This is a genomic window from Nonomuraea sp. NPDC003727, assembly GCF_053586935.1.
Map to the genome: position 1 here is coordinate 402207 of NZ_JBSFNE010000006.1, position 24898 is coordinate 427104.

Annotated in this window: 25 protein-coding genes; 13 read left to right on the forward strand and 12 right to left on the reverse strand. The window is 71.5% G+C overall.

Going from position 1 to position 24898, the window contains the following annotated elements:
• Nucleotides 1–103: 103 nt before the first annotated feature.
• On the forward strand, nt 104–1228 hold the full coding sequence (locus tag ACWDLG_RS18280) for a MerR family transcriptional regulator (protein ID WP_449921267.1): 1125 nt from the start codon (nt 104–106) through the stop codon (nt 1226–1228).
• Nucleotides 1225–3945 carry a VIT domain-containing protein gene (locus ACWDLG_RS18285; RefSeq protein ID WP_449921270.1) on the forward strand — a complete coding sequence of 907 codons (2721 nt, stop codon included), beginning with the start codon at nt 1225–1227 and terminating at the stop codon, nt 3943–3945. The genes ACWDLG_RS18280 and ACWDLG_RS18285 overlap by 4 nt, the downstream gene beginning before the upstream one ends.
• A gap of 237 nt (nt 3946–4182) precedes the next feature.
• Here ACWDLG_RS18285 and ACWDLG_RS18290 read toward each other — a convergent pair whose 3' ends face one another.
• Nucleotides 4183–5694 carry an SDR family oxidoreductase gene (locus ACWDLG_RS18290; RefSeq protein WP_449921273.1) on the reverse strand — a complete coding sequence of 504 codons (1512 nt, stop codon included), beginning with the start codon at nt 5692–5694 and terminating at the stop codon, nt 4183–4185.
• Between the two features lie 213 nt (nt 5695–5907).
• Between ACWDLG_RS18290 and ACWDLG_RS18295 the strand changes: the two genes are divergently transcribed.
• Complete coding sequence (locus ACWDLG_RS18295) at nt 5908–6420, forward strand: fasciclin domain-containing protein (RefSeq protein ID WP_449921451.1); 513 nt, start codon at nt 5908–5910, stop codon at nt 6418–6420.
• 566 nt (nt 6421–6986) lie between these two features.
• Nucleotides 6987–7853, forward strand: coding sequence for a homocysteine S-methyltransferase (mmuM, locus tag ACWDLG_RS18300; RefSeq protein ID WP_449921276.1), 867 nt, complete (start codon nt 6987–6989; stop codon nt 7851–7853).
• Here the strand turns inward: mmuM and ACWDLG_RS18305 are convergent.
• Entirely contained in the window at nt 7786–8193 is a 408-nt protein-coding gene (locus tag ACWDLG_RS18305; protein ID WP_449921279.1) for a hypothetical protein, read from the reverse strand. The genes mmuM and ACWDLG_RS18305 overlap by 68 nt on opposite strands.
• A 154-nt stretch (nt 8194–8347) precedes the next feature.
• On the opposite strand from ACWDLG_RS18305, the gene ACWDLG_RS18310 reads away from it, so the two are divergent.
• Nucleotides 8348–8641 carry a hypothetical protein gene (locus tag ACWDLG_RS18310; protein WP_449921282.1) on the forward strand — a complete coding sequence of 98 codons (294 nt, stop codon included), beginning with the start codon at nt 8348–8350 and terminating at the stop codon, nt 8639–8641.
• Here the strand turns inward: ACWDLG_RS18310 and ACWDLG_RS18315 are convergent.
• Nucleotides 8638–9339: a lysophospholipid acyltransferase family protein gene (locus ACWDLG_RS18315; protein ID WP_354919331.1), complete on the reverse strand. Its 702-nt coding sequence runs from the start codon at nt 9337–9339 to the stop codon at nt 8638–8640. The two genes, ACWDLG_RS18310 and ACWDLG_RS18315, sit on opposite strands and share 4 nt — an antisense overlap.
• Before the next feature lie 166 nt (nt 9340–9505).
• Here ACWDLG_RS18315 and ACWDLG_RS18320 point away from each other — a divergent pair, with 166 nt between their 5' ends.
• Together ACWDLG_RS18320 and ACWDLG_RS18325 are read left to right on the forward strand one after the other, a co-directional pair.
• Nucleotides 9506–10264, forward strand: coding sequence for an alpha/beta hydrolase (locus tag ACWDLG_RS18320; RefSeq protein ID WP_354919334.1), 759 nt, complete (start codon nt 9506–9508; stop codon nt 10262–10264).
• 42 nt (nt 10265–10306) lie between these two features.
• The gene (locus tag ACWDLG_RS18325; RefSeq protein ID WP_449921287.1) at nt 10307–10750 is read left to right on the forward strand and encodes a hypothetical protein; all 444 of its coding nucleotides are present in this window, start codon (nt 10307–10309) and stop codon (nt 10748–10750) included.
• A 31-nt stretch (nt 10751–10781) separates the two neighbouring features.
• On the opposite strand, the gene ACWDLG_RS18330 is transcribed toward ACWDLG_RS18325, so the two are convergent.
• From ACWDLG_RS18330 to ACWDLG_RS18360, 7 genes are read right to left on the reverse strand one after another with little or no spacing between them, the layout of a single operon-like run.
• Nucleotides 10782–11882 carry a hypothetical protein gene (locus ACWDLG_RS18330; protein WP_449921289.1) on the reverse strand — a complete coding sequence of 367 codons (1101 nt, stop codon included), beginning with the start codon at nt 11880–11882 and terminating at the stop codon, nt 10782–10784.
• Nucleotides 11883–11918: 36 nt separating this feature from the next.
• The gene (locus ACWDLG_RS18335) at nt 11919–12611 is read right to left on the reverse strand and encodes an endonuclease/exonuclease/phosphatase family protein (RefSeq protein WP_449921291.1); all 693 of its coding nucleotides are present in this window, start codon (nt 12609–12611) and stop codon (nt 11919–11921) included.
• A 9-nt stretch (nt 12612–12620) separates the two neighbouring features.
• Nucleotides 12621–13553 carry an ROK family glucokinase gene (locus tag ACWDLG_RS18340; RefSeq protein WP_449921293.1) on the reverse strand — a complete coding sequence of 311 codons (933 nt, stop codon included), beginning with the start codon at nt 13551–13553 and terminating at the stop codon, nt 12621–12623.
• Between the two features lie 29 nt (nt 13554–13582).
• The gene (locus tag ACWDLG_RS18345) at nt 13583–13972 is read right to left on the reverse strand and encodes a DUF5304 family protein (RefSeq protein WP_449921294.1); all 390 of its coding nucleotides are present in this window, start codon (nt 13970–13972) and stop codon (nt 13583–13585) included.
• Entirely contained in the window at nt 13965–15128 is a 1164-nt protein-coding gene (locus tag ACWDLG_RS18350) for an ArsA family ATPase (RefSeq protein WP_449921297.1), read from the reverse strand. The genes ACWDLG_RS18345 and ACWDLG_RS18350 overlap by 8 nt, the downstream gene beginning before the upstream one ends.
• On the reverse strand, nt 15125–15562 hold the full coding sequence (locus tag ACWDLG_RS18355) for an SRPBCC family protein (RefSeq protein ID WP_449921300.1): 438 nt from the start codon (nt 15560–15562) through the stop codon (nt 15125–15127). The genes ACWDLG_RS18350 and ACWDLG_RS18355 overlap by 4 nt, the downstream gene beginning before the upstream one ends.
• Before the next feature lie 21 nt (nt 15563–15583).
• Nucleotides 15584–16351 (reverse strand): metallophosphoesterase family protein, encoded by a 768-nt coding sequence (locus ACWDLG_RS18360; protein WP_354919357.1) that lies wholly within the window; start codon nt 16349–16351, stop codon nt 15584–15586.
• Nucleotides 16352–16519: 168 nt separating this feature from the next.
• On the opposite strand from ACWDLG_RS18360, the gene ACWDLG_RS18365 reads away from it, so the two are divergent.
• A complete protein-coding gene (locus ACWDLG_RS18365) occupies nt 16520–18271 on the forward strand; it encodes an AMP-dependent synthetase/ligase (protein ID WP_449921303.1) in 1752 nt (583 codons plus the stop codon).
• Nucleotides 18272–18281: 10 nt separating this feature from the next.
• Here ACWDLG_RS18365 and ACWDLG_RS18370 read toward each other — a convergent pair whose 3' ends face one another.
• Both ACWDLG_RS18370 and ACWDLG_RS18375 read right to left on the reverse strand, forming a co-directional pair.
• On the reverse strand, nt 18282–19499 hold the full coding sequence (locus tag ACWDLG_RS18370; protein ID WP_449921304.1) for an FAD-dependent oxidoreductase: 1218 nt from the start codon (nt 19497–19499) through the stop codon (nt 18282–18284).
• On the reverse strand, nt 19486–20091 hold the full coding sequence (locus tag ACWDLG_RS18375; RefSeq protein WP_449921307.1) for a PadR family transcriptional regulator: 606 nt from the start codon (nt 20089–20091) through the stop codon (nt 19486–19488). Before ACWDLG_RS18375 ends, ACWDLG_RS18370 begins: the two co-directional genes overlap by 14 nt.
• Before the next feature lie 167 nt (nt 20092–20258).
• On the opposite strand from ACWDLG_RS18375, the gene ACWDLG_RS18380 reads away from it, so the two are divergent.
• The 5 genes from ACWDLG_RS18380 to ACWDLG_RS18400 all read left to right on the forward strand — a co-directional run bounded on the left by ACWDLG_RS18380 (nt 20259) and on the right by ACWDLG_RS18400 (nt 24897).
• Complete coding sequence (locus ACWDLG_RS18380) at nt 20259–21548, forward strand: ABC transporter substrate-binding protein (protein WP_354919369.1); 1290 nt, start codon at nt 20259–20261, stop codon at nt 21546–21548.
• Nucleotides 21548–22414: a carbohydrate ABC transporter permease gene (locus ACWDLG_RS18385; protein WP_449921309.1), complete on the forward strand. Its 867-nt coding sequence runs from the start codon at nt 21548–21550 to the stop codon at nt 22412–22414. Before ACWDLG_RS18380 ends, ACWDLG_RS18385 begins: the two co-directional genes overlap by 1 nt.
• Nucleotides 22411–23325, forward strand: coding sequence for a carbohydrate ABC transporter permease (locus ACWDLG_RS18390; protein WP_354919374.1), 915 nt, complete (start codon nt 22411–22413; stop codon nt 23323–23325). Before ACWDLG_RS18385 ends, ACWDLG_RS18390 begins: the two co-directional genes overlap by 4 nt.
• 73 nt (nt 23326–23398) lie before the next feature.
• Nucleotides 23399–24277 (forward strand): NAD-dependent epimerase/dehydratase family protein, encoded by an 879-nt coding sequence (locus ACWDLG_RS18395; RefSeq protein ID WP_449921311.1) that lies wholly within the window; start codon nt 23399–23401, stop codon nt 24275–24277.
• A 47-nt stretch (nt 24278–24324) separates the two neighbouring features.
• Complete coding sequence (locus ACWDLG_RS18400; protein ID WP_449921312.1) at nt 24325–24897, forward strand: toxin-antitoxin system HicB family antitoxin; 573 nt, start codon at nt 24325–24327, stop codon at nt 24895–24897.
• Nucleotide 24898 lies beyond the last annotated feature (1 nt).

Below are 24898 nucleotides of genomic sequence, written 5' to 3' on the forward strand. Positions count from 1 at the left end.
CCTCTCGTCGCTCGACAATCTGGTCTCCCCCGTAACAACCCCGGCCACCAGCCGAATCTTCCCCATCTTGACACTGCAACGATGACAGTGTCATTGTTGCATCATGAGCGAGACCTGGACGATCAGCGAGCTGGCGGAGCGCGCCGCCGAGCATCTGCGCGCCTCGGGCCAGCAGGTCAACGGCCGGGTGCGCGAGGTGCCGAGCGAGCGGCTGATCCGGTGGTACGCCACGATCGGGCTCCTCGACCCGCCGCTCACCAGGCGCGGCAGGGTGGCCCTCTATGGGCGGCGGCACCTGCTGCAACTGGTGGCGATCAAGCGGATGCAGGCCGACGGATCGTCCATCGCTGAGATCCAGGTCGCTCTCGCGGGCGCCACCGACACGATGCTCGCCCGGGCCGCCCACCTCACCCCGCCCACCGAGACCTCTCCCCCGCACCCCCCGCGCGACCCCGCCGAGCCGTCTGCCCCGGAGCGCACAGTCGCTCCCCCGCCGGTTCCGGCCGCGCCTTCTCAGCCCTCCCCCACCGCATCGTCCGCCCAGGAGCGCACAGCCACGTCCCCGCCGGTCTCAGCCGCGCCTGCCCAGGCCGCCCCCGCCGCGCCGGGGCCGACTCCCCCGCAGCCTCATGCCACACCTTCGGCGTCCGCTCCACCGAACGCCTCCCGACCGCCCGCGACCGCTGCGCTCCGTCCCGAAGCCACCCCCGGCCCGGCGCCATACCAGGCGCCGCCCCGCGACCCTTCACGGGTCCCCGATCCGATCCACGACCTCGCTCCCCACCGGGACCACGCCCCTGCCGCCGGCGCCGGGCCCGACGCGTCTCTCACCGCCGACCCAGCGTCGCCGTCATGGCCCCCGGCGGTTCCCGGCGGCTCGTCCCCCAGCCCGCCGTCGCCATCTGCCCCCGCCGCGGGTCCCGGATCCGCCTGGCCGCCCGACGGAGGGTCCTGGATGGCTCCGGCCCCGCTCCTCGGCGCGCCGGGCGGCCCCGACATCGTGTGGCCGGGTGAAGGCGCACGGCCGAGGTTCTGGGCGCGCCGGCCCCAGCACGGCCCGCGGTCATGGCCTGTCCACGGCGTACGGCTGGCCGAGGGCGTGACGCTGCTCATCGACGGCGCCGGCCGTACCCCCTCAGAAGCCGACATCGAGGCAGTCCTCGCCGCCGCCGGACCGCTTCTCGCGGTGCTCGAAGAGCGCCGCCTCCACGAAGGGAGCGCGACATGAAGATCATCTCGCTGGACCCGACAGAGTGCCTGCCGCTCCCCGAGGCCGGCATGGGCGCGCTGCGGACCGAGCGCGGCAACCTCCCGCTGGAGAGCGTCGACGTCGTCGCGCGCATCAGCGGGCTGATCGCGGGCGTGGAGGTGGCCCAGGGCTTCCGCAACCCGTTCGACGTGACGTTGGAGGCCACGTACGTCTTCCCGCTGCCGGACAGGGCGGCCGTGACCGCGTTCACGATGGAGGCCGACGGCCGGGTGATCGAGGGGGTGCTCAAGGAGCGCGGCCAGGCCAGAGCCGACTACGACAGGGCGCTCAGCGAGGGCAGGCGGGCCGCGCTCGCCGAGGAGGACAGGCCCGACGTCTTCACGATCACGGTGGGCAACATCCTGCCGGGCGAGCGCGTCACCGTGCGCCTCACGCTGAGCCAGCCGCTGCCGTACGAGGACGGTGCGGCCACCTTCCGCTTCCCCCTCGTGGTCGCGCCCCGCTACATCCCCGGCGCGCCCGTCGACGGCGCCCCCGCGGGCGGCGGCGTGGCCCCCGACACCGACGCCGTTCCCGACGCCTCCCGCGTCACCCCGCCCGTGCTGCTGCCGGGCTTCCCCCATCCGGTACGGCTGTCGCTGCGCGCCGACGTCGATCCGGCGGGCCTCGAGCTGCGCGAGCTGGCCTCGAGCCTGCACGTCGTCCAGCGCGAGGGCACGACCGTCGAGGTACGCCCCGGCGAGCGCCTCGACCGCGACTTCATCCTGCGCCTGGGCTTCGACGCCTCGACGGCGCTGCTGCTCGACGGCGAGGGCACCTTCGACCTGACCGTGCTGCCGCCCGCGCTCCCGGAGCGGCGTACCCCCCGCGACGTGGTGTTGCTGCTCGACCGCTCGGGCAGCATGACCGGCTGGAAGATGGTGGCGGCCCGGCGTGCCGCCGCCCGCATCGTCGACACGCTCACCGGCGACGACAGGTTCGCGGTGCTGACGTTCGACTCGGTGGTGGAGCCGGCGTTCGAGGGGCTGCGGGCGGCCTCCGACCGCAACCGCTACCGCGCGGTCGAACACCTGTCGAGGGTCGACGCCCGCGGCGGCACCGAACTGCTCGCCCCGCTCCGGCGGGCCATCACCCTGCTCGCCCAGCCCCGGGCGGCCGGCACGGATGCCATCGCCCAGGACGGCGTCGCCGCCCCGCCCGGCGGGCCCGTCGGCGAGCCCGCCACCGTGCCGGGCGAGCCGGTCGAGGACGGGCCTCGCGACCGGATCGTCGTGCTGGTCACCGACGGCCAGGTCGGCAACGAGGACCAGATCCTGGAGCAGACGGGAGGCGCCCTGTCGGCCATGCGCGTGCACGTCGTCGGCATCGACAGGGCCGTCAACGCGGGCTTCCTCGGCAGGCTCGCCAGCCTCGGCGCCGGCCGCTGCGAGCTGGTCGAGTCGGAGGACCGCCTCGACGCCGCCATGGACCACATCCACCGCAGGATCGGCGCCCCGCTGGTCACCGACCTGTCGTTGAAGGGCCTCGACGTCGAGGCCGGCACCGTCACTCACCTGGGCGCGATCTTCCCTGGCGTCCCGCTGACCGTGTCGGGACGCTACCGCGACGGCTCCTCCGTCACCGTCCACGGTCTCGCGGGCGGCGCGCCGTGGGAGCAGACCGTTCCCGGCACCGTGGTAGACAATCCCGCCATCCGCGCCGTCTGGGCCCGCGCGCACCTGCGCGACCTGGAGGACCGCTACGCCATGGGCGAGCACGACCTGGAGTCCAGGATCGTGGAGACCTCCCTCATCTACGGCGTGCTGTGCCGCTTCACCGCATACGTCGCCGTCGACACCCGCCAGGTCACCGACGGCGCCCCCGAACACCACGTGATCCAGCCCGTCGAACCGCCCAGCGGGTGGGAGCCACCCATGGCGCCACCCGCCGCGTCCGGCATGATGTTCACCGCGATGGCGGCCGCCGCTCCCGTCACCCCGCCCAGGCCGGCCGCCCCCAGGCGTACCGGCTCGCCGGCCCCCGGGGGCCTGCCCGAGCCCGGCGCTCCGGCCTCCGGCGACTTCTCGGGCGGCTTCTCGGGCGGCTTCGGCACGGCCCACGTCGCGGAGTCCGCGCCTGGACCGGCAGCACCAGCAGGACCGTCAGACACCGGACAGCACGGCAGCCCTGGTGGGCCCGGAGGGCCCGGCGGAGCTGGAGAGCCCGGGGCTGGAGAGCCTGCTGGATCTGGAGGGTCCGGTGTCTCCGGTTTGCCCGGCGGAGGCGGCGACCGCGGTGGACCCGGCGGGTCCGGCGGGGTGCGCTGGTTGCCTGAAGGACCCTCGCGCGAAGCGAGCGAGGACGCGGCACGCGTCACGCGTGGCAGGCCGTCCCGCGGGCTCAGCGCCAGGCTCGGCCGCGGGAAGGCCACCCCGCCGCGTCCGGCGGCCGGGCAGTCGCTCGACCTGGTCAGACCGCAGCTGGTGGCCGAACTCGACCGGCTGAAGACGGTCCACGTCGACCGCCGGCTCTACCTGGCCGACCTGGGCAGCAGGCTGGCCGCCCTCGCCGCTCATCTCGGCGGTCATGCCGAGCTGTCGGCGCTGGCCACCGAACTCGAAGCGGCCGAACACCCCGGCGCCGACACGGACGCGCTGTGGGCACGCGCGGTGGAGGTCCTCACTCTGCTGGTGGGCGAGTCCTCCACCGACTCCGCCACCCGCCGCTCCCGCCCGTTCTGGAAACGAGGAGGCTGAGGACAGGTCCGGCGTTCGGAGACAGGATGGAGGGTCCGACAGCCCATGGCCGCGTGGATTCACCGCCGCGCGGCCTCCATCCAGCAGCCCAGTGACCCGGCGGCGGAGGACGCTGCCCTGTCGTCAGCGTGCCCGCCCCTGGGTCCCGCCGTCATCTCTCACCCTCCGGGGCTCACCCGTGGCCCGTCACCCCGTCCTCCGCGGGCCGTGTCGCGGGCCGCGGCCCGCCGTCATCTCTCACCCTCCGGGGCTCACCCGTGGCCCGCCATCCGGTCCTCGGCGTGCGGTGTCGCGGGCCGCGGCCGCCACGTTCCTCGGCATCCGGCCGAAGATCAGCCCGTGGAAGGGGAGGATCGTCCACCAGTAGAGGTGCCCGAGCAGACCGTGGGGATGGAAGACGGCTCGCTGGTGGTAGACGGTGCGCCCGTTCTCGAGGCGCTGGCTCAGCTCGAGCCAGGCCAGTCCGGGCAGCCGCATCTCGGCGCGCAGCCGTAGCAGGTGTCCGTGTTCGATCTCCTCGACCCGCCAGAAGTCGATGGAGTCGCCGACCCGGAGTCGCAGCGGGTCGCGGCGGCCTCGGCGCAGGCCCACCCCGCCGACCAGCCGGTCGAGGACGCCGCGGATCTTCCATGCGACGGGGAGGGAGTACCAGCCGTTCTCGCCGCCGATGCCCTCGATGACCGCCCACAGCTCTTCGGGGGCGGCGCTGACGACCGCGCTGCGCTGGTCGATGTAGAGGCTGCCACCCGCCCAGTCGGGATCGGTGGGCAGGGGGTCGCTCGGCGCGCCCGGTACGGCCGCCGAGGACCATCGGGTCGCCACGTCGACTTCCTTGATCTTCTGGAGCGCGAGAGAGACGGCCCGGTCGAAGCGGATCAGGCCGCCCGGCGGGTCGCCGACGTACCGGGCGATGTCGTGCTCGCGGCACACGGCCTGGGTGCGCAGCGACTCCACCAGGGGACGGGCGATCGAGGCGGGGACCGGCGTGACGAGCCCCACCCACAGGCTCGACAGCCTGGGTGTCAGCAGCGGCACGGGGATGATCAGTCGCGGGGGCAGGCCGGCCACGGCCGCGTAGCGGTTCATCATCTCGGCGTAGGTCAGCACGTCGGGCCCGCCGATGTCGAAGTCCCTGTTGACCTCCTCGTCGATCGCCGCCCACGCCACGAGGTAGCGCAGCACGTCCCGGACGGCGATGGGCTGGGTACGGCTGCGCACCCAGCGCGGCGTCGTCATCACCGGCAGCCGCTCGGTCAGGTACCGCAGCATCTCGAAGGAGGCCGACCCGGACCCGATGATCACCGCGGCGCGGAGGACCACGGTCGGCACCCCGGACGACAGGAAGATCTCGCCGACCTCGGCGCGGGAGCTCATGTGCGTCGAGACGGCCCGGCCTTCGCCCGGCTCCGGTGTGAGGCCGCCGAGGTAGACGATCCGCCGGACCCCGGCACGCCGTGCCGCGGCGGCGAACGTGCGCGCCGCCTGCCGGTCGGCGGCGGCGAAGTCCCGGCCGCCGCTCATGGAGTGGATGAGGTAGTAGGCGACGTCGATGCCGCGCAGGGCGTCGGCGGTCCGGTCGAGGTCGCGCGCGTCGGTCTCGGCGATCTCGGTTCGTCCTGCCCAGGGCAGGTCGCGCAGCCGTCCCGCCGAGCGCACCATGCAGCGCACGTCGTGCCCGGCGGCGAGCAGTTCGGGTACGAGCCGTCCGCCGATGTACCCGCTCGCCCCGGTCACCAGACATCGAGCCATACAGCACGCTTGCCCGGCAGAACGGCGGGCTCGTCACGCTTTGACCTTTCTTGACAGCTCAATGGAATTGTCATGCTTTGCCGTTTCTTGGGCCGCCTGTCGCCTCCGGGCCACCGGAAAGCCCGAATACCGGGCTGACGACACAATCCCAGACAAGGAAGCACCATGAGACGCATCTTCCTTTTTCCGGCAGCCCTGACCCTGGCCGCCACCATGGCGGTCAGCACGATGGCCACCGCCATGTCCGGGGCGGCCGAGGAGCCGTTCGGTCCCGCGTGCTCGGCCGTACCCGACTCGGGCACCGGCAGCTTCAGCGCGATGGCCGAGCAGCCCGTGGCGACGGCGGCGGCCACCACCCCCGCACTGTCCACGCTGACCGCCGCCGTGGCGAAGGCCGGGCTCGTGGACACGCTCAACTCCGCCAAGGACATCACCCTGTTCGCGCCGACGAACGCCGCCTTCGCCGCGATCCCGCAACAGACGCGGGATCGGGTACTGGCCGACAAGGAGATGCTCACCAAGGTCCTCGCCTATCACGTGGTCAAGGGTGAGCAGACGCCCACCGACCTGGCCGACGCCACACTCACCACTCTCGAGGGCGGCCGGCTGACCACCTCGGGCTCGGGAGAGAGCTATCGGGTGAATGACGCCAAGGTGGTCTGCGGCGACGTTCGCACGACCAACGCGACCGTGTACGTCATCGACAGGGTCCTCATGCCCGAGTAACCGACACGGCGGCTCTCGCGGGCGGGGCCTCCACCGTCCGCCAGACCGGGCGAGGGCCCACCGTCCGCCAGAGCGGGCGGGGGTTCTCACCATCCGCCAGAGCGGGCGGGGGCCCACCGTCCGCCAGAGCGGGCGGGGGCCCACCGTCCGCCAGAGCGGGCGGGGGTTCTCACCGTCGCGAGTTCGGAAGGCCCGGCACCTCCCGGGGGTCGGGGTGCATCACCCACCCTTGCGTCGAGTACCGCAGGCAAGCGAGGCGCCGTCCGATGACGGTCACGGAGGGGAGGGAAAGCACACGGGAAGCGGGCGGAGGCGCACGGGAGGATCGGGCGGAGGCGCACGGGAGGAGCGAGTGGAGGGCGCACGCGGTAGTGGGGGGCGGCCGGCCCCCATGGCGAGCGGGCAGGGCGGGAGTCTTGCTGCCGCCGGGGCAGGAATTTCTCGGGGCCGAATGCGGGCTCGAGCCTCCACGGGTGTGCTCGCACCGACCACATCCGGACGAACGAGCGCGGGAGGCGCCTGTCCTCCGGGAAGAACGCCCAGGCAGCAGCGCATAAGGTGATGGTGTGAGCACACTTGTCCTGGATGGCGGTCTTGCCACCCACCTCGAAGCCCTGGGTGCCGACCTGAGCGACGACCTGTGGTCGGCCCGGCTGTTGGTGGAGGACCCCGCCCTGATCCGCCGCGTCCACGCCGACTACTTCGCCGCCGGCGCGCAGGTGGCCACGACCGCCAGCTACCAGGCCTCCGTCCCCGGCTTCGTCAAGCGGGGGATGTCCGAGCGCGAGGCCGCCGACCTGATCGCCCTGTCCGTCGAGCTCGCCGTCCAGGCCAGGGACGAGGCGGGCGGCGGTCTGGTCGCGGCGAGCGTCGGCCCCTACGGCGCGTACCTGGCCAACGGCGCGGAATACACCGGTGACTACGACCTCGACGAGGACGGCCTGGTCGCCTGGCACCGTCCGAGGTGGGAGATCCTGGCGGGTTCGGGCGCTGACCTGCTGGCCTGTGAGACCATCCCGTCGTTCGCGGAGGCCAAGGCGATCGGCCGCCTCCTCAAGGAGACGCCCGAGACGAAGGCCTGGCTCGCCTTCTCCTGCCGCGACGACAAGCATCTCAACGACGGCACCCCGATCAGGCTCGCCGCGGCCCTGTTCGCCGACAGCCCGCAGGTGGTGGCGGTCGGCGTGAACTGCACCTCGCCGGCCCACATCCCGGGCCTGCTCCGGCAGCTGGCCGGGTTCACGATCGTCGTCTACCCGAACTCGGGCGAGACGTGGGACGCGGACAACCGGCGCTGGCTGGGGACCGCCGACCCGGCCGAGTTCGGCGAGGCCGCCAGGGAGTGGAAGGAGATGGGCGCCGCTCTCATCGGGGGCTGCTGCCGTACGACGCCTGAGCACGTGCGGCGGGTGCGCGAAGCCACCGCAGACTGAGCAGCGCCCCGGCGAGGACGACGCCCGCGATCACGAGGTAGCCCGCCGACATGCCGTGGGTGGCCAGGGCGGCGCCCATGAGCGTGGGCCCGACGGCGTAGACCAGGTACGGCGTGCCGGCGCCCGCGAACGACAGCGTCACCAGCCCGGCCACGACCAGCGCGAGCCCGGACGGCACCGCGACGCGCAGGTCGAAGCGCGCCGACAGCCGGGACAGCACGATCATCGGGATGGTGAGGGGCAGGATCGCCAGGCCGGTGAGCAGCGGCGACAGGCCCATGACGTCCTGCAGGTAGCGGGCGTTGACGAAGAACAGCGCGAACAGCCCGGAGAAGAGCACGGCGACGCCGAGCGTGCCCGCCCGCAGTCCCGGCCTGGCGAACAGGCGGGGGTCGAGCAGCGGCCCCGCCGTACGGAACTGGTGGGCGACGAATCCCGCGAGGAAGCGCGGCGGCGACGGCGAAAGCGCCGAGCACGGGGGCGCTGAGCCAGCCGTGCGAGGGTCCTTCGATGACGCCGAACAGCAGCGCGACGGATCCGGCGATCAGCAGCGCGGCGCCGGGCAGGTCGAGGTCGGCGTGGTGGCGGGGCAGCCGGGGCGCGAGCCTGGCGGTGAGCAGGGCGAGCAGCCCGGCGATCGGGACGGGGATGAGGAACAGCGCCTGCCACGGCAGGCGCAGGCCTGGCATCCTCGCCACGACGCCGACGCGGCGCACGCGTGGCTGCGCGCCACCGTCAGGCGGGTGGTCGAGGACAGCGGGCGGCGCCAGGTGGCCGAGGAGGGTTAGGCGCGTGCCGCCCTGGCGGCGCGCTCCATCTCGACCTTGGCGCTGGCGGCGTACTTGTCGACGTACTCCTGGCCCGACAGCTCCATCAGCGCGTACATGATCTCGTCGGTGACCGCGCGAAGCACCAGGCGGTCGTCCTCCATGCCGTAGTAGCGGGAGAAGTCGAGCGGCTTGCCGAAGCGCACGCCCGGCCTGATGCCGAGCTTGGGCAGCGGCCGTCCCGGCGGCATCATCTCGAAGGTGTTGACCATGGCCCAGGGGATGACCGGGGCCCGCGACTCCAGCGCCAGCCTGGCCACGCCGGTCTTGCCCTTGTAGAGGCGGCCGTCGGGCGAGCGGGTGCCCTCGGGGTAGATGCCGAGCACGCTGCCTTCGGCGAGGATCCGCTTGCCGGTGCGCAGCGCCGCCTCGCTGGCCTTGCCGCCCGAACGGTCGATCGGTACGGTGCCGACGCCGCTGAAGAACAGCCGGGTGAAGAAGCCCTTGACGCCGCGGCCGGTGAAGTAGTCGGATTTGCCGAGCGAGATCACCTTGCGCGGCAGGTGGAGGGCGCCGAAGAAATGGTCGGCGAAGGACAGGTGGTTGCCCGCGAGGATGACGGGCCCCTGACGCGGCACGTTGTCGAGGCCCTCGGCCCACGGCCGGAAGATCAGATGCAGGAACGGCGCCAAGATGGCCTTGACCACCCAATAGAACACCTGGCCACCTCTCCCTCGGAACAGTCGGTAATCATCTTCGCATCTCGGTGGCCAAGCTCCTACACCACCACTCGCGCAACTCCCCCATATCATGCGACGATCGGGCAAATCGGGGATCAATTACCGACGAAATTGTGCAGGGATGATTTCCCGGCGAGGAGCGGTTATGCCGGTCATGCCAGGCGCTGAGCCGTACCACCACGAGGCCGGACAGGTGGGTGTCCTGCTGTGTCACGGCTTCACCGGCACACCACAGTCGTTGCGGCCCTGGGGCGAGTACCTGGCGGCGCACGGCCTCACCGTGGCCCTGCCGCGGCTGCCCGGGCACGGGACCACCTGGCAGGAGATGAGCCACACCCGCTGGGAGGACTGGTTCGCCGAGCTGGAGAAGGCCTTCGAGGACCTGCAGGGCAGGTGCGCGGAGGTGTTCGTGGCCGGGCTCTCGCTGGGCGGCTGCATGGCGTTAAGGCTGGCGGAGGTGCACGGTCCTGGCGTCAAGGGCGTGATCGTGGTCAACCCGTCGATCGCCAACGACGTGCCGCTGCTGCGTCTCGCGCCGCTGCTGAAGTGGTTCATCGCGTCGGTTCCCGGAGTGGCGGGCGACATCAAGAAGCCGGGAGCGGCCGAGCTGGCCTACACGCGCACACCGGTCAAGGCGGCGGCGTCGCTGCCGTGGCTGTGGTCGCTCGTGCAGGCCGACCTGGCGACGCTCGAGGCGCCGGTGCTGGTCTTCCACAGCCCCGAGGACCACGTGGTCAAACCGACGAGCGTGGCGATCCTGCGCGAGCGGGTCGCCGGAGTGACGGTGGAGGAGCTCCCCGATAGCTACCATGTTGCGACCCTCGACAACGATGCCGACAAGATCTTTGCCGGGAGCCTGGACTTCATCAGGACACATGCCTCGGTACCCTTGCAGAGAGACTGATCGCCACCGGGGGACAAGTGCGATCTTCGTGAAGGATGTGACGTGACGCCGCAGAGTGACGAGGACGAGGTCTGGCGTCAGATCGTCGCGTCCTACAACGAGCCGGACTCGGCCGAGCAGCCGTGGCCCGACAGCGAGAACCTGTCCCCCGCCGATCACGAGCCCGAGCCCACCCGCAGGGTGATCAAGGCCTCCGAGCCGGACGACGACCAGACGCCCCTGGAGGAGGACGACGACGAGGGCCACTTCGTGCCCGAGCCGCCCCCTCCGCTGCCCAAGATCGACCTGGCCACCAAGCTCGCGTGGGTGGCCCTGTTCGGCGGCCCCGCCTACCTGCTGGTTGCGGCCATGAGCGGCTGGGACATGCAGGGGTGGGCGCTGTTCACCGCGGTGGCCGCCTTCATCGGCGGCTTCGTGGCGCTCGTGGTGCGCATGGGTGACGGCCCGCCCAACGACTCCGGCTGGGACGACGGCGCGGTCGTCTGACCGCCGGGAGCACGCGCCGCGGCGGTCGCGGTCAGCGGTCCGCCGAGCGCGCGAAGGACTCCACGATGTCGGTGTAGCGTTCGGCCGCGTCGACGACGTGGCCGACGGCCCAGACCGCGCCCTTGCCCGGCAGGTAGGTCACCGCCTGCAGCCTGACGCTGCCCCTGACCTTCTCGGGGCCGCCGCGGATGACCTCCCACCGCTTCTTCTCCCTGCGCAGCAGGTACGCCTCGTCGTCGTGGTCGGGGTCGTAGCCGGAGACCCAGAAACGGCCCTTGCCGTCCCCGGTGACGCCGTACAGCCTGGCGCGTGACTCCGGCAGGTCGGCGCGGCTCCAGCGCTTGCCGTTCCAGACCAGCGCGAGCGGCTCGGACACGCCCAGCTCGCCGTAGACGCCGCCCACCGCCACCGCCCGCTTGGCGCTGTCGACGTAGACGTCGCGCAGATAGCCGCCGGGGACGGAGGGCAGCGGCATCCGGGTCCACTTGCCCTCGGCGTAGCGCATGATCAGCGGCGCCTTGCCGGTGTCGCCGACGGCGAAGGTGCCGGCGACCGCGTAGAGGGTGCCGTCCTCCTCGCTCTGGTGCAGCGTCCACCTGCCGTCCTGCCCGGTCAGCAGCAGCGCCTTGCCGTCGCGGCTGCCCGCGGCGACGACCCGGCCGGCGCGGGCGTCGATGCCGCCGAACCAGTCGCCCGCCCGCACGCCGGGCACCCTGACCCTGTCGAAGCCGCCGGCGTCACCCCTGCCCAGGTACGGCAGGCCGTCGTGGCCGTCGCCCACCGTCCAGACCTGGCCCGCGGAGACGGCCGACACGCTGCGCAGTTGCCCTGTGCCCGTCGTGTCGCGGATGGGCACCTCGCTCCACGTCTTGCCGTTCCACCGGCTGATGGAGCCGCGGTTCTCCCACACGTCCCAGATCTGCTGCTGGCCGACCGCCCACACCTCGGTCGCGGAGACCGCGTCCACGTCGGTCAGCGTGCTGTCGGCCCGCAGGTGCACGCTCGTCGAGCGCTGCCACGCCTCGATCGGCGTGCTGGCGGGCTCGGCGTGCGCGGCGCCCACGACGGGCAGTCCGGAGACGATGGTTGCCACGCACAGGAACAGCGCACGCCGCCGAAGGCGACGGGTCATGAGCAAATGGTACGGCCCGCGGCGCCGCGTCGCGGCCTAGGTCCGCACAAGCCTGGCGGCCACCGGCAGATGGTCGGTGGCCGCCATGAGGTCGCCGGGATCGGCGTCGACGCCACCGCACCAGGCGACCTCGAGGCCCTGAGCGGCGAAGATCGCGTCGATGCGCTTGCCGGGGCGCCTGGCCGTGAAGGTGAAACCATTACCTCGCGGCGCCCTCGGATAGCAGTCGCTCAGCCTGGCCGCGATGTAGCGCCAGGTGGCCTTGTCGTCCTGCTCGTTGATGTCGCCCGCGAGGACGATCGCGGCGCCGAACCTGGCCGCGACCTGCTCGATCATGGTGACGGCCTCCGTGGCGTGGTGGAGCCTGGCCGCCTCGTCGAGGTCGAGGTGGATCGAGCCGACGGCGAAGCGCGCGCCCTCCACCTCGACGACGGCGATGGCGACGGCTCTGATCTCCAAGCCTAAGAAGATCTTTAACACGTGGCTCTCGGTGTGCAGCAGCCGTACCCCGGGAGCGGTGAGGATGGCCACCCCGCCGAGACTGCCGCCCGCGGCGACGCGCAACCCCGCCGACTCGGCCAGTTCCGCGCGCCGGCGCCGCCAGCACAGCAGCCGCGGCGCCTCCTGCACGCACAGCACGTCAGGACTCATCGCCTTGATGACCCTGGCAAGCGCGGCGACGTCATCCTTCATGCCGCGCACGTTGTAGGTGCCGACCGTGATGGTCACCCCGTGAATTTACCTCCTGCGGGCCAGATCCGCAGCGCCCACGAGCCCGGCCGACGCGCCGAGCCGGGCGAGCTTGATCTCGGCGACCGGCCGGTGGCCCCTGCCGGTCAGCGCGCGGGCGAACGTCTCGCGTGTCCTGTCGATGAACAGGTCGGCCGCCCGCGACACGCCGCCGCCGACGATGAAGAGCCCGGGGTCGAGCACGGCCGCGAGGTCGGCCATGCCCTGCGCCAGCCAGTCGGCCATGCTGGCGAAGGCGGCCAGCGAGGCCTCGTCACCCTGCCGGGCGGCCTCGGTGATCTCCTCGCCCTCGATCGTGTCGCCTACCATGCCGAGCAGGATCGAGGCCCGCTCCGGCTGGTTGGCGACGATCTCGCGGGTCTCGCGGACGAGCGCGTTGCCGCTGGCGTACTGCTCCCAGCAGCCGAGGTTGCCGCACCCGCAGAGCCTGCCCTCGGGCACCACCTGCATGTGGCCGAGCTCGGCGCCCATGCCCCACCGGCCGCGGTAGAGCTGGCCGTCGATGACGATGCCGCCGCCGATGCCGGTGCCGACGGTGACGCACACTATGTGGCTCTCGCCCCTGCCCGCGCCGAAGCGGGCCTCGCCCCACGCCATGGCGTTGGCGTCGTTCTCCACGACGACGGGCAGGCCGACGAGCTCGGTGATCTTCTTCTGGAGCGGCTCCTCGCGCCAGGCCAGGTTCGGCGCGAAGCGGACGATGGAGCGGGTCTCGTCGACGAAGCCCGCCGCGCCCACGCCGACCGCCTCGATCTCCTTGCCCTTCGACAGCTCCTTGACCACGTCGGCGACTGTCACGGCGAGCAGGTCGGGCCGGTCTGCCGCGGTGGGCCGCAAGGCGTTGTCGATGATGGTGCCGTTCTCGTCCACCACGCCCGCGGCGACCTTCGTCCCGCCGATGTCCACGCCGATCGTCAGCATGTCCGTCCCAACCTTTCCTCCGGAGCTCCTCAGCCCAGGTCGATGTGCTCCACGTCGTCGCGTCGCTCCTCACGGGGCCTGCGGGCGGTGCTCGGACGGCTCAGCGCGTCGACGGCCTGGCGGAAGGCGGCGAACAGCTCGCCACCGGCGGCCATCAGATGCCCTGTCACGTCCGACCCCGACTCCCGCTGCGCGGCGATGGCCCGGCAGAACGGGCACGCGCGGCAGATGTACTCGCCCTCGGGGTGTTCGGCGACCGCCTCACCCCACACGTCCCTGTCCCGGCTGCCGCCGCCGGTGAACGAGTTGATCACCGTCTTGCCGACCTGGCGGGTGGCTCGCCCCTGCAGCGCGTCGAACAGCTTGCGCGCTTCCTCGGCGACCGTGCCGATGGGATCTCTGTCGTTGCTCTCAGTCATCTCGCCCTCCTGCCAGGAACCGTACCCGCAGGCGGCCGTCGCGGAGCACGGCGCCGCCGATCTTCCTGCGCGCCAGCGCGGCGGGCAGCGCCAGGATCCTCCGGTACGGCCCGGCCGTGACGATCAGCTCGTCGCCCTTGCGGGCCAGGTCGATCTCGCTCCTGTCGGCTCCCGGCAGGGCGAGGGACAGCTCGTCGCCGTCGAAGGCGAGCGGCGGCTCGACGCCGGGATCGGCGAACGGATCGCTGCCGGCGTAAACGGCCGCGCCCACCTCGGCCAGCGCGTCGGCGCCGACGGGCTCGCCCGGCAGGTAGGGGACGACGTGGACGGGCAGCGGGGCGAACGACTCCTCGGCCTCCGCCAGGAGCTTCGACTGGGCGATCACCCACTGGGTGCGCCACTCGTCGGCGTCCTCGGCGGGGAAGACGCGGTTGGCGATCACCGCGTCGACGCGGTAGCCGTACAGGTTGAGCGAGGTGAGGGTGCGCCTGGCCTCGGCCAGCACCACCGACTCGGGCGTCAGCACGAGGCGGACGGAGGCGGAGGGGCCGGTGAGCAGCCCGCGCACGTCCATGAGGCTGCGGTGCAGGCGCTCGGCCGCGCCGACGACCTCGTCGCCGGGGGTGCTGACGTGGGCGAGACCGCGCACGAACGGCGCGACGACCTTCATCAGCCTGCGTCCGACGGGCAGCAGCCGCGAGACGTGCCAGTCGAGCGCCTCGGGCAGGGACAGCAGGCGCAGCGTCTCGGCGGTCGGCGCGCAGTCGACGACGATGACGTCCCAGCGTCCCGACCGGGCCTGCTCGCGCAGCTCGAGCAGCGCGATGACCTCCTCGGCGCCCGGCAGGACGGTGATCTCCTCGGCGGTGATCTCGTCGAGGCCGAGCTCGGTGAACAGGCCCCTGGCGTAGTCCTGCAGCTCTCCCCAGTGGCGTTCGAGCGACTTCTGGGTGTCGACCTGGTGGAGGTGCAGGCCGGGCTCGATCTCCACCGGCTGGTCGGCCACGGTGACGGCGAGCGCGTCGGCCAGCGAGTGGGCGGTGTCGGTGGAGACGACCAGGGTCTTCAGCCCGCGCCGCGCGGCGAGCGTCGCGGTGGCCGCGGCCACCGTCGTCTTGCCGACGCCGCCCTTACCGGTGAAGAGCAGGACTCTCATCGGCCCTCGACACGCCTCTTCAGACCCTTGAGCGCCGTGTCGACGATGACCTTCTCCGCCTTGCGCTTGATCATGCCGATCATCGGGACCTTGAGGTCGACCGCGAGATCGTAGGTCACCTCGGTGCCACTGCCCCGATCGGTGAGGGTGTAACTCCCCCTCAGCTCGCGCACCATCGTGCCGGACTCGACGACCCGCCAGCTGACGCTGTCGTCGTCGTTCCACTCGTAGCCGAGGGTGTAGGTGTCGCTGATCACCCCCGCGTCGAGCACGAAGCGCACGGTCTGCGGGCGTCCGTCGCCGTCCGTGGTCAGGACCTCGGCCGACTTCACCTGACCCGCCCATTCGGGGTAGGCGGGGAAGTCGGCGACGACGGTCATCACGCTGGAGCGGTCGGCGTCGATGGTGATGCTCGACGTGGTGCGGTCAGCCATGCGACCAAGGTACCGGTCAGGTCACCATTCGAGGACGTAAGGGACGCCGTTTCCACGGAAGTGGCCGACGTTCACGCATTCGGTCCTACCGATCCTGGTGCGCGCGTAGAGCGGCTGGTGCACGTGCCCGAACAGCGCGTAGCGCGGCTGGGTGCGCCTGATCGCCTCCAGCGTCGCCTCGCTGCCTCTCTCGTAGCGCCTGGCCACCACGTCGTAGAGCAGCTCGGGCACCGCGGGCGGGATGTGGCAGCACAGGACGTCCACCTCGCCGACCGCGGCCACCTTGGCGGCGAACTCCTCGTCGCTGATCTCGTACGGCGTGCGGTAGGGCGTGCGCAGCCCTCCCCCGACGAAGCCGAACGTGAGCCCGCCGATCTCCACGGTCTGCCCGTCGAGCACGGTCAGCCCCGGCCTGAGGTAGTCGCCCCACAGCCGGGGCAGGTCGACGTTGCCGTAGGTCAGGTAGGCCGGCGTCGGCATGGCCGCGAACAGCCGCGCGTACTGGTCCCTGACGATCCGCTCGATGTGATCGCGCGGATCGCCGTCGAGGCTCGCCCACAGCCGTCCTGACAGCTGCCTGGCCTCGTCGAACCGCTTGGCGGTGCGCAGCGCGATGAACTCGGCGGCCATCTCCGCGCCGAACAGCTCGGGGAAGATGCCCTGGGCGTGGTCGGCGTAGTCGATGAAGAGGATCAGGTCGCCCAGGCAGATCAGGGCGTCGGCGCCGTCGCCCGCGCGGGCCAGCGCGTCGACGCTTCCGTGGACATCGCTCACGACATGCACCCGCATACGGGACACCCTAGTGGCGCCCCTTCGCGGCTGGTGCGGCACTGCGCCCAACGGCTGCTAGCGTGATGAACGCCCTTGATAACGCCTATGTGACGAGGCTACCCACGCGTAACTTAACGCGGTAGCGTCCTCGGTCGTCCCAGAAGCGTGCACCCGGAGGAGTGATCCGTGCGCGAGTACAGCGTCCCCGTCCTGGTGGATGTTCCGCTAACCGCCAACTGCACCGACACGGTCTTCAGGCGCGGCGAGCAGGAGCCTGGGGTGGTCGTGATGCGCAGGAAGGCCGGCGAGAGCTGGCCGGCCGTCACCGCGGGCGAGTTCCGTGACGAGGTCGCCGCGCTGGCCAAGGGCCTCATCGCCGCGGGCATCGAGACCGGCGACCGCATCGCGCTGATGTCGCGCACCCGGTACGAGTGGACCGTCATCGACTACGCCATCTGGGCGGCCGGCGCGGTCAGCGTGCCCGTGTACGAGACCTCCGCCACCGACCAGGTCGCGTGGATCCTGTCCGACAGCGGCGCCAAGGCCGCCTTCGTCGAGCTCGACGCCCACGAGGAGACGGTCAAGGCGGCCCAGCCGGCGCTGGAGAACGTCTGGCGGGTGACGGAGATCGGCGACCTGACCGGTCCCGGCGTCTCCGACGAGGAGTTGGAGGCGCGCCGTACCTCCCGGCAGGGCGGCGACCTGGCGACGATCATCTACACCTCCGGCACCACGGGCAGGCCGAAGGGCTGCCGGCTCACCCACGACAACCTGCTGTTCACCTCGATCAACGTGGCCAGGGGGCCGCTGGAGCCGCTCTTCGACGTGCCGGGCCGGGCGGCGCTGCTGTTCCTGCCGCTGGCGCACGTGTTCGCCAGGGTGATCCAGATCGTGCTCGTCGAGACCGGCACCGTGCTGGCCCACACGCCGAACATGAAGAACGTCGCGCCCGACCTGGCGGCCTTCCAGCCGACGTTCCTGCTCGGCGTGCCCAGGGTGTTCGAGAAGGTCTACAACGGCGCCGAGCAGAAGGCCATCGCGAGCGGCAAGGGCAGGATCTTCGCCCGCGCCGCCGACGTCGCCATCGCCTACAGCAAGGCCCGGTCCGCCGGCGGCGCGCCGCTCGGCCTGCGCCTGCGGCACCTGCTGTTCGACAAGCTGGTGTACGGCAAGCTCCGCCAGGCCACGGGCGGCCGGCTGTCGGCGGCCGTCTCCGGCGGCGGCGCGCTCGGCGAGCGGCTCGGTCACTTCTTCACCGGCGTCGGCATCGAGGTCTTCGAGGGGTACGGCCTGACCGAGACGACCGCGCCCGTCTCGGTCAACATGCCCGGCGCCAACAAGATCGGCACTGTGGGCAAGCCGATCCCGGGCGCCAGTGTCAGGATCGACGAGGACGGCGAGATCCTCACCAAGGGCCGCCACGTCTTCCACGGCTACTGGAACAACGACGAGGCCACCGCGGCGGCGGTCGACGCCGACGGCTGGTACCACACCGGCGACGTCGGGGAGCTCGACGGCGACGGGTACCTGCGCATCACCGGGCGCAAGAAGGAGATCCTGGTCACGGCCGCGGGCAAGAACATCGCGCCCGCGCCGCTCGAGGACGCCATCAGGTCGCACCCGCTGATCTCCCAGGCCATGGTCGTCGGCGACGGCAGGCCGTTCGCCGCCGCCCTCGTCACGCTCGACCCCGAGGCGCTGGCGCAGCGCGGGCTGCCGGCCGGGCAGGCCGGGCAGGACGCCGCAGTGCTGGCGGAGGTGCAGTCGGCGGTCGACGCGGCCAACAGGAGCGTGTCGCGGGCGGAGCAGATCAAGAAGTTCGTCATCCTGGACGCGGACCTGACCGAGGAGAGCGGGCACCTGACGCCGACGCTCAAGGTCAAGCGGAACCTGGTGATGAAGGACTTCGCCGCCGAGATCGACGGCCTGTACGCCTAGCGACGGGGGCTCATCGCGCCGAGGTGGCCGAGGGGGCGCCGACGGGGGCGTCCCACTCGACGTGGTGGCGTTGCTCGACGCCGAGCGTCCGCTCCGGCTTCAGGAACGTCCGCGTCGCCAGCGGCATCATCAGCCTCATCATCGTGATGGCGAACGGCCCGAGCGCCTTGCTGTTGTTGGTCCTGGCGGCCCGCCTGGCGACCTTCTCCACGCGCTCGCGGCGCAGCCGTTCGTAGGCCGCGAAGGCGCGGGCGGGGTCGGGCAGGTCGCGCAGGCAGCGGGCGAGCTCGACCGCGCTCTCCGCCGCCAGTGACGCGCCCTGTCCCGAGCTGGGCGACGGCGCGTGGACGGAGTCGCCGACCAGCACCATCCTGTCGCTGTGCCAGCGCGGCACGCTCGGCATGATCTCGACCGTGCCCAGCGTGACCAGGTCCTCGGGCCTGGTGTGCCGCAGCAGCTCCGGGCCGGGCACGTCGCCCGCGTAGATCTCGCGCAGCCGGCGCAGCCACTCGTCCGCGGGCACGGCCCGCGCCTGGGCGGTGGTCATCGGCCTGTCGTGGGGGACGTTGGCGAACCAGGCGGTCCTGCCGTCGGGCTGGACCCAGTAGCCGAGGAAGCCGCGCCCGCCGAAGACGAAGTACGCGGCGTCGGGCCGGGCCGGTGGCGCGACGTCGGCCAGGCCGCCGAAGTTCAGCAGGGGGACGTGGCGCGGCTCGGGCGCGGCGGGGTCGATGAGCGTGCGGACGACGGAGCGGATGCCGTCCGCGCCGACGAGGATGTCGGCGCTCGCGCTCGTGCCGTCGGCGAAGTGCGCGGTGACGCCCGTGGCGCTCTCGTCGGCGCCGACCAGGCGCCTGCCGTAGGCGAAGGGGACGCCGGAGGCGACGGCGTGGGCGTGCACCGCCCGGTACAGGTCGCCGCGCCACATCGCCTGGCCGGGCTCGAGGTCGGCCAGGCCGCGGAACTCGCCGATGAGCCTGCCCGCGCCGTCGGTGATCACCGTGTCCTTCACGGGCTGCCCGGTGGCCTTGACCGGCGTGTCCGCGCCGACGGCCCGTAAGGCGTCCAGCCCGTTCGGCGCGATGGTGAGCGTGCCGCCGATGCCGTCCGCGGTGCCCGCGTAGGCCTCGTGGACGGTCGCCTCGATGCCCGCGCGGCGCAGTGCCATCGCGGTCACGGGGCCCGCGATGCCGCCGCCGATCACCAGTGCCGTGCTAACCGCTGCCATGATGACTCCCGAAGATCGTGTGCCAGGTGGTGACGTAGTCGGGTTGCTGGAGCGCCTCGACGAGCCGGTCGACGAAGCGGAGCTCGGCCTCGATCACGGCGAGCCGGTAGTCCTCCTCGACGAGGAACACCCATGCGACGCCGCTCTCGGTGGCGGCGCGCACGCTCTCGCGGATCTCGCCGGCCTGCGCCTCGATCGCGGTGGCGCGCCGGCGCAGCAGGCCGGCCGCCTCGGCCGGATCGAGAACGCTCAGCAGGGAGAGCGCGACCCCGAAGTGCGGGTACTCCTCCGCCGGCTGGGCGACCAGCTCACGCAGCCAGTCGTAGAGCTCGCGCCGGCCGGGGTCGGTGAGCGCGTAGAGCGTGCGCTCGGGGCGTTCGGTGTCGCGCACGGTCTCCCGCTCGACGATGAGACCCGCCTTCGCCAGCTGCTTGACCACCATGTAGAGCGAGCCCCTGTTGTACTTGAAGCTGCGGTCCTTGTGGGTCTCCTGCAGCCGCCGCCCGAGTTCGTACGGATGCATCGGCTCCATCAGCAGGAACGCCAGCACCGCCAGGGCGAGCGGGTTGGACACCTTGCGCCGGTTCTCCACGCACATCTCCATAGTTGACATCAACTAGTTGACATCAACTATAGGCGCGGAAGTCGCCTCTGGGAAGCCCTCGATCGTTAGGAAACCTACGTTGACATTCGTGCTGATTCTGTGGGAATTTGCGGAATATCGGGGGAATCTGAGGGTCGGCCAAGGAGGAACTCACCATGACCCAACGTCTGCCGATCACCCGCCGGAACCTGCTGCTCGGCGCAGCGGCCTTCGGAGTCCCCGCGATCCTCGCGGGATGCGGCGGAAACCCCAGCGATCAGCGCGCCCCCGGCGCGAGCGGTTCGGCGGCGCGCGGCACCGTCACCATCGGCTCCAACGCCTCCGACGAAATCCCCAAGAAGTCACTGGAAACCGTGATCAAGGCCTTCACGCAGGCCGACGTCAGAATCAACACGGTCGACCACAACACCTTCCAGGAGAACATCAACCGCTACCTCAAGGGCACGCCCGACGACGTGTTCACCTGGTTCGCGGGCTACCGCATGCAGTTCTTCGCCGAGCAGGGGCTGGCCACCGACATCTCCGACGTGTGGCAGGAGATCGGCGCCGACTACACCCCCGCCTTCAAGGCGGCCTCGACAGGCTCGGACGGCAAGCAGTACTTCGTCCCGTTCACCTACTACCCGTGGGCGGTCTTCTACCGCAAGAGCCTGTGGGAGGAGAAGGGCTACCAGCCACCCAAGACGCTGGACGAGTTAACCGCGCTGGCCAGGAAGATGAAGGCCGACGGGCTCATCCCCATCGCCTTCGCCGACAAGGACGGCTGGCCCGCGATGGGCACCTTCGACATCCTCAACATGCGGACCAACGGCTACGACTTCCACATCTCCCTGATGGCCGGCAAGGAGACGTGGACCGACCCGAAGGTCAGGCAGGTCTTCGACACCTGGCGGGGCCTGATGGAGTTCCACCAGCCCGCGGCGCTGGGCCGTACCTGGCAGGAGGCCGGGCAGTCGCTCGCCCAGAAGAAGACCGGCATGTACCTGCTGGGCATGTTCGTCGCCCAGCAGTTCCCCGAGGCCGACCGCGACGACATCGACTTCTTCACCTTCCCCGAGATCAACCCGCAGTTCGGCACCGACTCCATCGACGCGCCGATCGACGGCTACATGATCTCGGCCAAGGCCAAGAACGTGGACGGCGCCAAGACGCTGCTCAAGCACTTCGCGCAGGCCACCTCGCAGAACGCGGCCACCAAGCTCGACCCCGGCACACTGGCGGCCAGCTCCAAGGCCGACACCGGCGGCTACAGCGCGCTGCAGAAACGGGGTGCCGAGCTGGTCTCGCAGGCCAAGCACATCGCCCAGTTCCTCGACCGCGACACCCGGCCCGACTTCGCCTCGACCGTGATGATCCCGGCGCTGCAGCGGTTCGTCGGCAAACCCGACGACATCGACTCCTTGCTGAAGGACATCGAGGCGCAGAAGCTCAACATCTTCCGTTGATGACCCGCCGATACTCCCCCAGGGACCTCGCTGTCCTGAGCCTGGGGCTCGGGACGGCCGTCCTGGTCAACGTGGCTCTCATCTGGGGACCCACGCTGGCCTCGATCGCGCTGTCGGGCACCGACTGGAACGGCATCTCCGAGCTGCGCTGGATCGGGACGCGCAACTACGGAGACCTGGCGGGCGAGTACCCGCCGTTCTGGTCCGCGGTCCGCAACAACGTGCTGTGGCTGGGCTTCCTCGGCCTGGTCGCCACCCCCTTCGGGCTGTTCTGCGCGGTGCTGCTCGACCGGCGGCTGCGGCTGTCGCGGGCCTACCAGAGCGCGCTCTACCTGCCCGTCGTCCTGTCCCTCGCCGTCGTCGGCTTCATCGCCCAGCTCGTCTACTCCTCCGACTACGGCGTGCTGAACGCGGTCACCGGGCTCACCACCGACTGGCTCGGCGACAGCGACATCAACATCTGGGTCGTCATGGTGGCCGCCGCCTGGCGGCACGTCGGCTACGTGATGATCATCTACCTGGCCGGGCTGAAGGCGGTCGACCCCGCGCTGAAGGAGGCCGCGGCGATCGACGGGGCCAACGAGGCGCAGTCGTTCTTCCGCGTGGTCTTCCCCACCCTGCGGCCGATCAACATCATCGTGCTGGTGATCACGGTCATCGAGGCGCTGCGCGCCTTCGACATCGTCTACGCCATCAACAAGGGCAGGAACGGGCTCGAACTGCTGTCGGTGCTGGTCACCGAGAACATCGTGGGCGAGGCGAGCAGGATCGGGTTCGGCTCGGCGATCGCGGTGATCCTGCTGGTGATCTCGATGGGGTTCATCGTCACCTACCTGACGCAGATGTTCAAGGAGGACCGCAGGTGACGCTGACCGCCTCCCGCCCCACCGCCGTCCAGCCGGCCCGGCCGCCGGCCAAACGCCCCTTCCGGCCGTCGCGGGTGGTGCTGCACGCCTTCCTCGTGGTCGTGTCGCTGGGCTGGCTGCTGCCGCTGCTGCTGGCCGTCTACGCCTCGCTGCGGCCGTACGAGGAGACGGCCGAGCTGGGCTACTTCTCGCTGCCCCGCACGCTCACCCTCGACTACTACACCCAGGCCTGGGCCCAGGCCGAGCTGCCCAAGTACTACCTCAACACGCTGATCGTCGTCGTGCCCGGCGTGATCCTCACCCTGCTGCTGGCCTCCTTCGCCGCCTTCGTGATCGCCCGGCTGCGCATCCCGGGGCGCAAGGTGCTGCTGGTGGTGTTCACGGCGGGCAACCTGCTGCCGCCGCAGGTGCTGATCACGCCGCTGTACACGCTGTACACGCTGGTCCCGCTGCCGTGGTGGCTGTCGGACTCGCTGTCGCTGTACGACTCCTACCTCGGGCTGATCCTCGTCCACGTGGCCTTCCAGTTCGGTTTCTGCGTGTTCGTGCTGGCCAACTTCATGCGGACGATCCCCGAGGAGATCTCCGAGGCGGCGCTGGTGGACGGGGCGAGCGTGTGGCGGCGCTACTGGCAGCTGACGTTGCCGCTGTGCCGTCCCGCGCTGGCGGCGCTGGCCACGCTGGAGTTCACGTGGATGTACAACGACTTCCTGTGGGCGCTGGTGCTGATGTCGTCGGGCGACAAGCTGCCGGTGACGTCGGCGCTGAACAACCTGCGCGGGCAGTTCTTCACCGACTACAACCTGCTGGCGGCCGGGTCGCTGCTGGTGGCGCTGCCGACGCTGATCGTCTTCCAGCTGGCGCACAAGCAGTTCATCTCCGGGCTCACGCTCGGCTCCACCAAGGGCTGACGCGCCTCCTCCCCCCGTCTTTCCCAGGGGGAGGCGCGCCGCCCGCCCGGCCGGGCCGTACGAAAGGAACCACGTGCGCGTCGCAGTCACAGGAGCCCACGGCAAGGTGGGGCGCGCCACCGTACGCGCCCTCCAGGCGGCCGGACACGAGGTGACGGCGATCGACCTCACCCGTCCCGTCCACGAGCGCGCCGAGCCCGGCGCGCCCGCCTACCAGCAGGCCGACCTCACCGACGCCGGCCAGGCGTTCGCCGCCGTCAGGGGCGTCGAGGCGGTCGTGCACGCCGCCGCCATCCCCGATCCGCTGTCCAACCCGCCGCACGTGGTCTTCCACAACAACCTCATGGCGCTGTTCAACGTGCTGGAGGCGGCGATCGCCTGCGGCGCCGGACGGTTCGTGAACATCTCCAGCGAGACCGTGCCGGGCTTCTTCTTCCCCGACCGGCCCTTCCTGCCCGACTACGTCCCCGTCGACGAGGAGCATCCCGCCCGCCCGCAGGACCCCTACGCGCTCGCCAAGCACTTCGGCGAGCAGCTCATGGACGCCGCGGTGCGCCGCTGCGACCTGCGCTGCGTCTCGATCAGGCCGAGCTGGGTGCAGCACGAGGGGAACTACGAGCGCAACCTCGGCCCCGTCGTCAGGGACGCCGCGGCGGCCGGCGTCAGCCTGGGCGGCTACGTCGACGTCCACGACCTGGCCGACGCGATCGTGCTGGCCGTGGAGTGCTCGCTGCCGGGGCACGAGATCTTCTACATCGCCTCCCCCGACAACGCCGGCGGCCACGACCTGCGCGCGCTGGCCGCCCGGCTGTACGGCGACGCGGTCGAGGTGCGCCCGCACGACCGCGTGGACGCCTCGGCGATCTCGTGCGAGAAGGCGGTCAGGATGCTCGGCTGGAGGCCGAAGCGGTCGTGGCGCGACTACCTCGACGAGGACGGCCGCGCCCACTGACGTCACCCCCTCTTGTGTTGACGTCATGGTGATGCCATGATGACGTCATGGATCTGACGCACTACATCGAGAACCTGCGCCGCGAGTTCGGCGACGCGGCCGACGCCGCAGGGCCAGAGGCGCGGGCGATGGCCGACCGGCTCACCGGGCTGCTCGACTCTTCTCTGCGGCTCACGCTCATCGAGGTGCTCTCCGAGGCCGCCGACGAGCTGACGCGGGAGATCGAGCCCGGCGTCGTCGACGTGCGCATCCGCGGCAGGCAGCCCGAGTTCGTGGTCACCGTGCCGCCCGCCTGGCACGCGGGCACGCCCGCCGCTCCGCAGCCGCCCTTCCCGCCCGCCCCGGGGGCTGCCCCGCTGCCGCCCTTCCCGGCCGCTCCGGGGTTCCCGCCGGAGGCCCCCGAGCCGCCGACGCCGCCCGGCGAGGCCGACCAGGGCACCGCCCGGATGACGCTCCGGCTGCCGGAGGCGCTGAAGGCCCGCATCGAACGGGCCGCCGCCGCCTCGGGCGTCTCGGTCAACGCCTGGCTGGTCAGGGCGCTGTCCGGCGCCGTCGCCGAGCCCGCGCCCGGCACGCCGCCCCCCACGATCGGCCGCCGCATCAGCGGCTGGGTGAGCTGAC

Excerpts from the sequence above, each read along its gene's own strand:
- ACWDLG_RS18290 (WP_449921273.1), bottom strand. The coding sequence starts at position 5,694 with ATGGCTCGATGTCTGGTGACCGGGGCGAGCGGGTACATCGGCGGACGG.
- ACWDLG_RS18350 (WP_449921297.1), bottom strand. The coding sequence starts at position 15,128 with ATGAGAGTCCTGCTCTTCACCGGTAAGGGCGGCGTCGGCAAGACGACG.
- ACWDLG_RS18340 (WP_449921293.1), bottom strand. The coding sequence starts at position 13,553 with ATGCTGACGATCGGCGTGGACATCGGCGGGACGAAGGTCGCCGCGGGC.
- ACWDLG_RS18280 (WP_449921267.1), top strand. The coding sequence starts at position 104 with ATGAGCGAGACCTGGACGATCAGCGAGCTGGCGGAGCGCGCCGCCGAG.
- ACWDLG_RS18400 (WP_449921312.1), top strand. The coding sequence starts at position 24,325 with ATGGATCTGACGCACTACATCGAGAACCTGCGCCGCGAGTTCGGCGAC.
- ACWDLG_RS18355 (WP_449921300.1), bottom strand. The coding sequence starts at position 15,562 with ATGGCTGACCGCACCACGTCGAGCATCACCATCGACGCCGACCGCTCC.
- ACWDLG_RS18320 (WP_354919334.1), top strand. The coding sequence starts at position 9,506 with ATGCCGGTCATGCCAGGCGCTGAGCCGTACCACCACGAGGCCGGACAG.
- ACWDLG_RS18380 (WP_354919369.1), top strand. The coding sequence starts at position 20,259 with ATGACCCAACGTCTGCCGATCACCCGCCGGAACCTGCTGCTCGGCGCA.
- ACWDLG_RS18370 (WP_449921304.1), bottom strand. The coding sequence starts at position 19,499 with ATGGCAGCGGTTAGCACGGCACTGGTGATCGGCGGCGGCATCGCGGGC.
- ACWDLG_RS18345 (WP_449921294.1), bottom strand. The coding sequence starts at position 13,972 with ATGACTGAGAGCAACGACAGAGATCCCATCGGCACGGTCGCCGAGGAA.
- ACWDLG_RS18385 (WP_449921309.1), top strand. The coding sequence starts at position 21,548 with ATGACCCGCCGATACTCCCCCAGGGACCTCGCTGTCCTGAGCCTGGGG.
- ACWDLG_RS18330 (WP_449921289.1), bottom strand. The coding sequence starts at position 11,882 with ATGACCCGTCGCCTTCGGCGGCGTGCGCTGTTCCTGTGCGTGGCAACC.
- ACWDLG_RS18285 (WP_449921270.1), top strand. The coding sequence starts at position 1,225 with ATGAAGATCATCTCGCTGGACCCGACAGAGTGCCTGCCGCTCCCCGAG.
- ACWDLG_RS18360 (WP_354919357.1), bottom strand. The coding sequence starts at position 16,351 with ATGCGGGTGCATGTCGTGAGCGATGTCCACGGAAGCGTCGACGCGCTG.
- ACWDLG_RS18295 (WP_449921451.1), top strand. The coding sequence starts at position 5,908 with ATGGCGGTCAGCACGATGGCCACCGCCATGTCCGGGGCGGCCGAGGAG.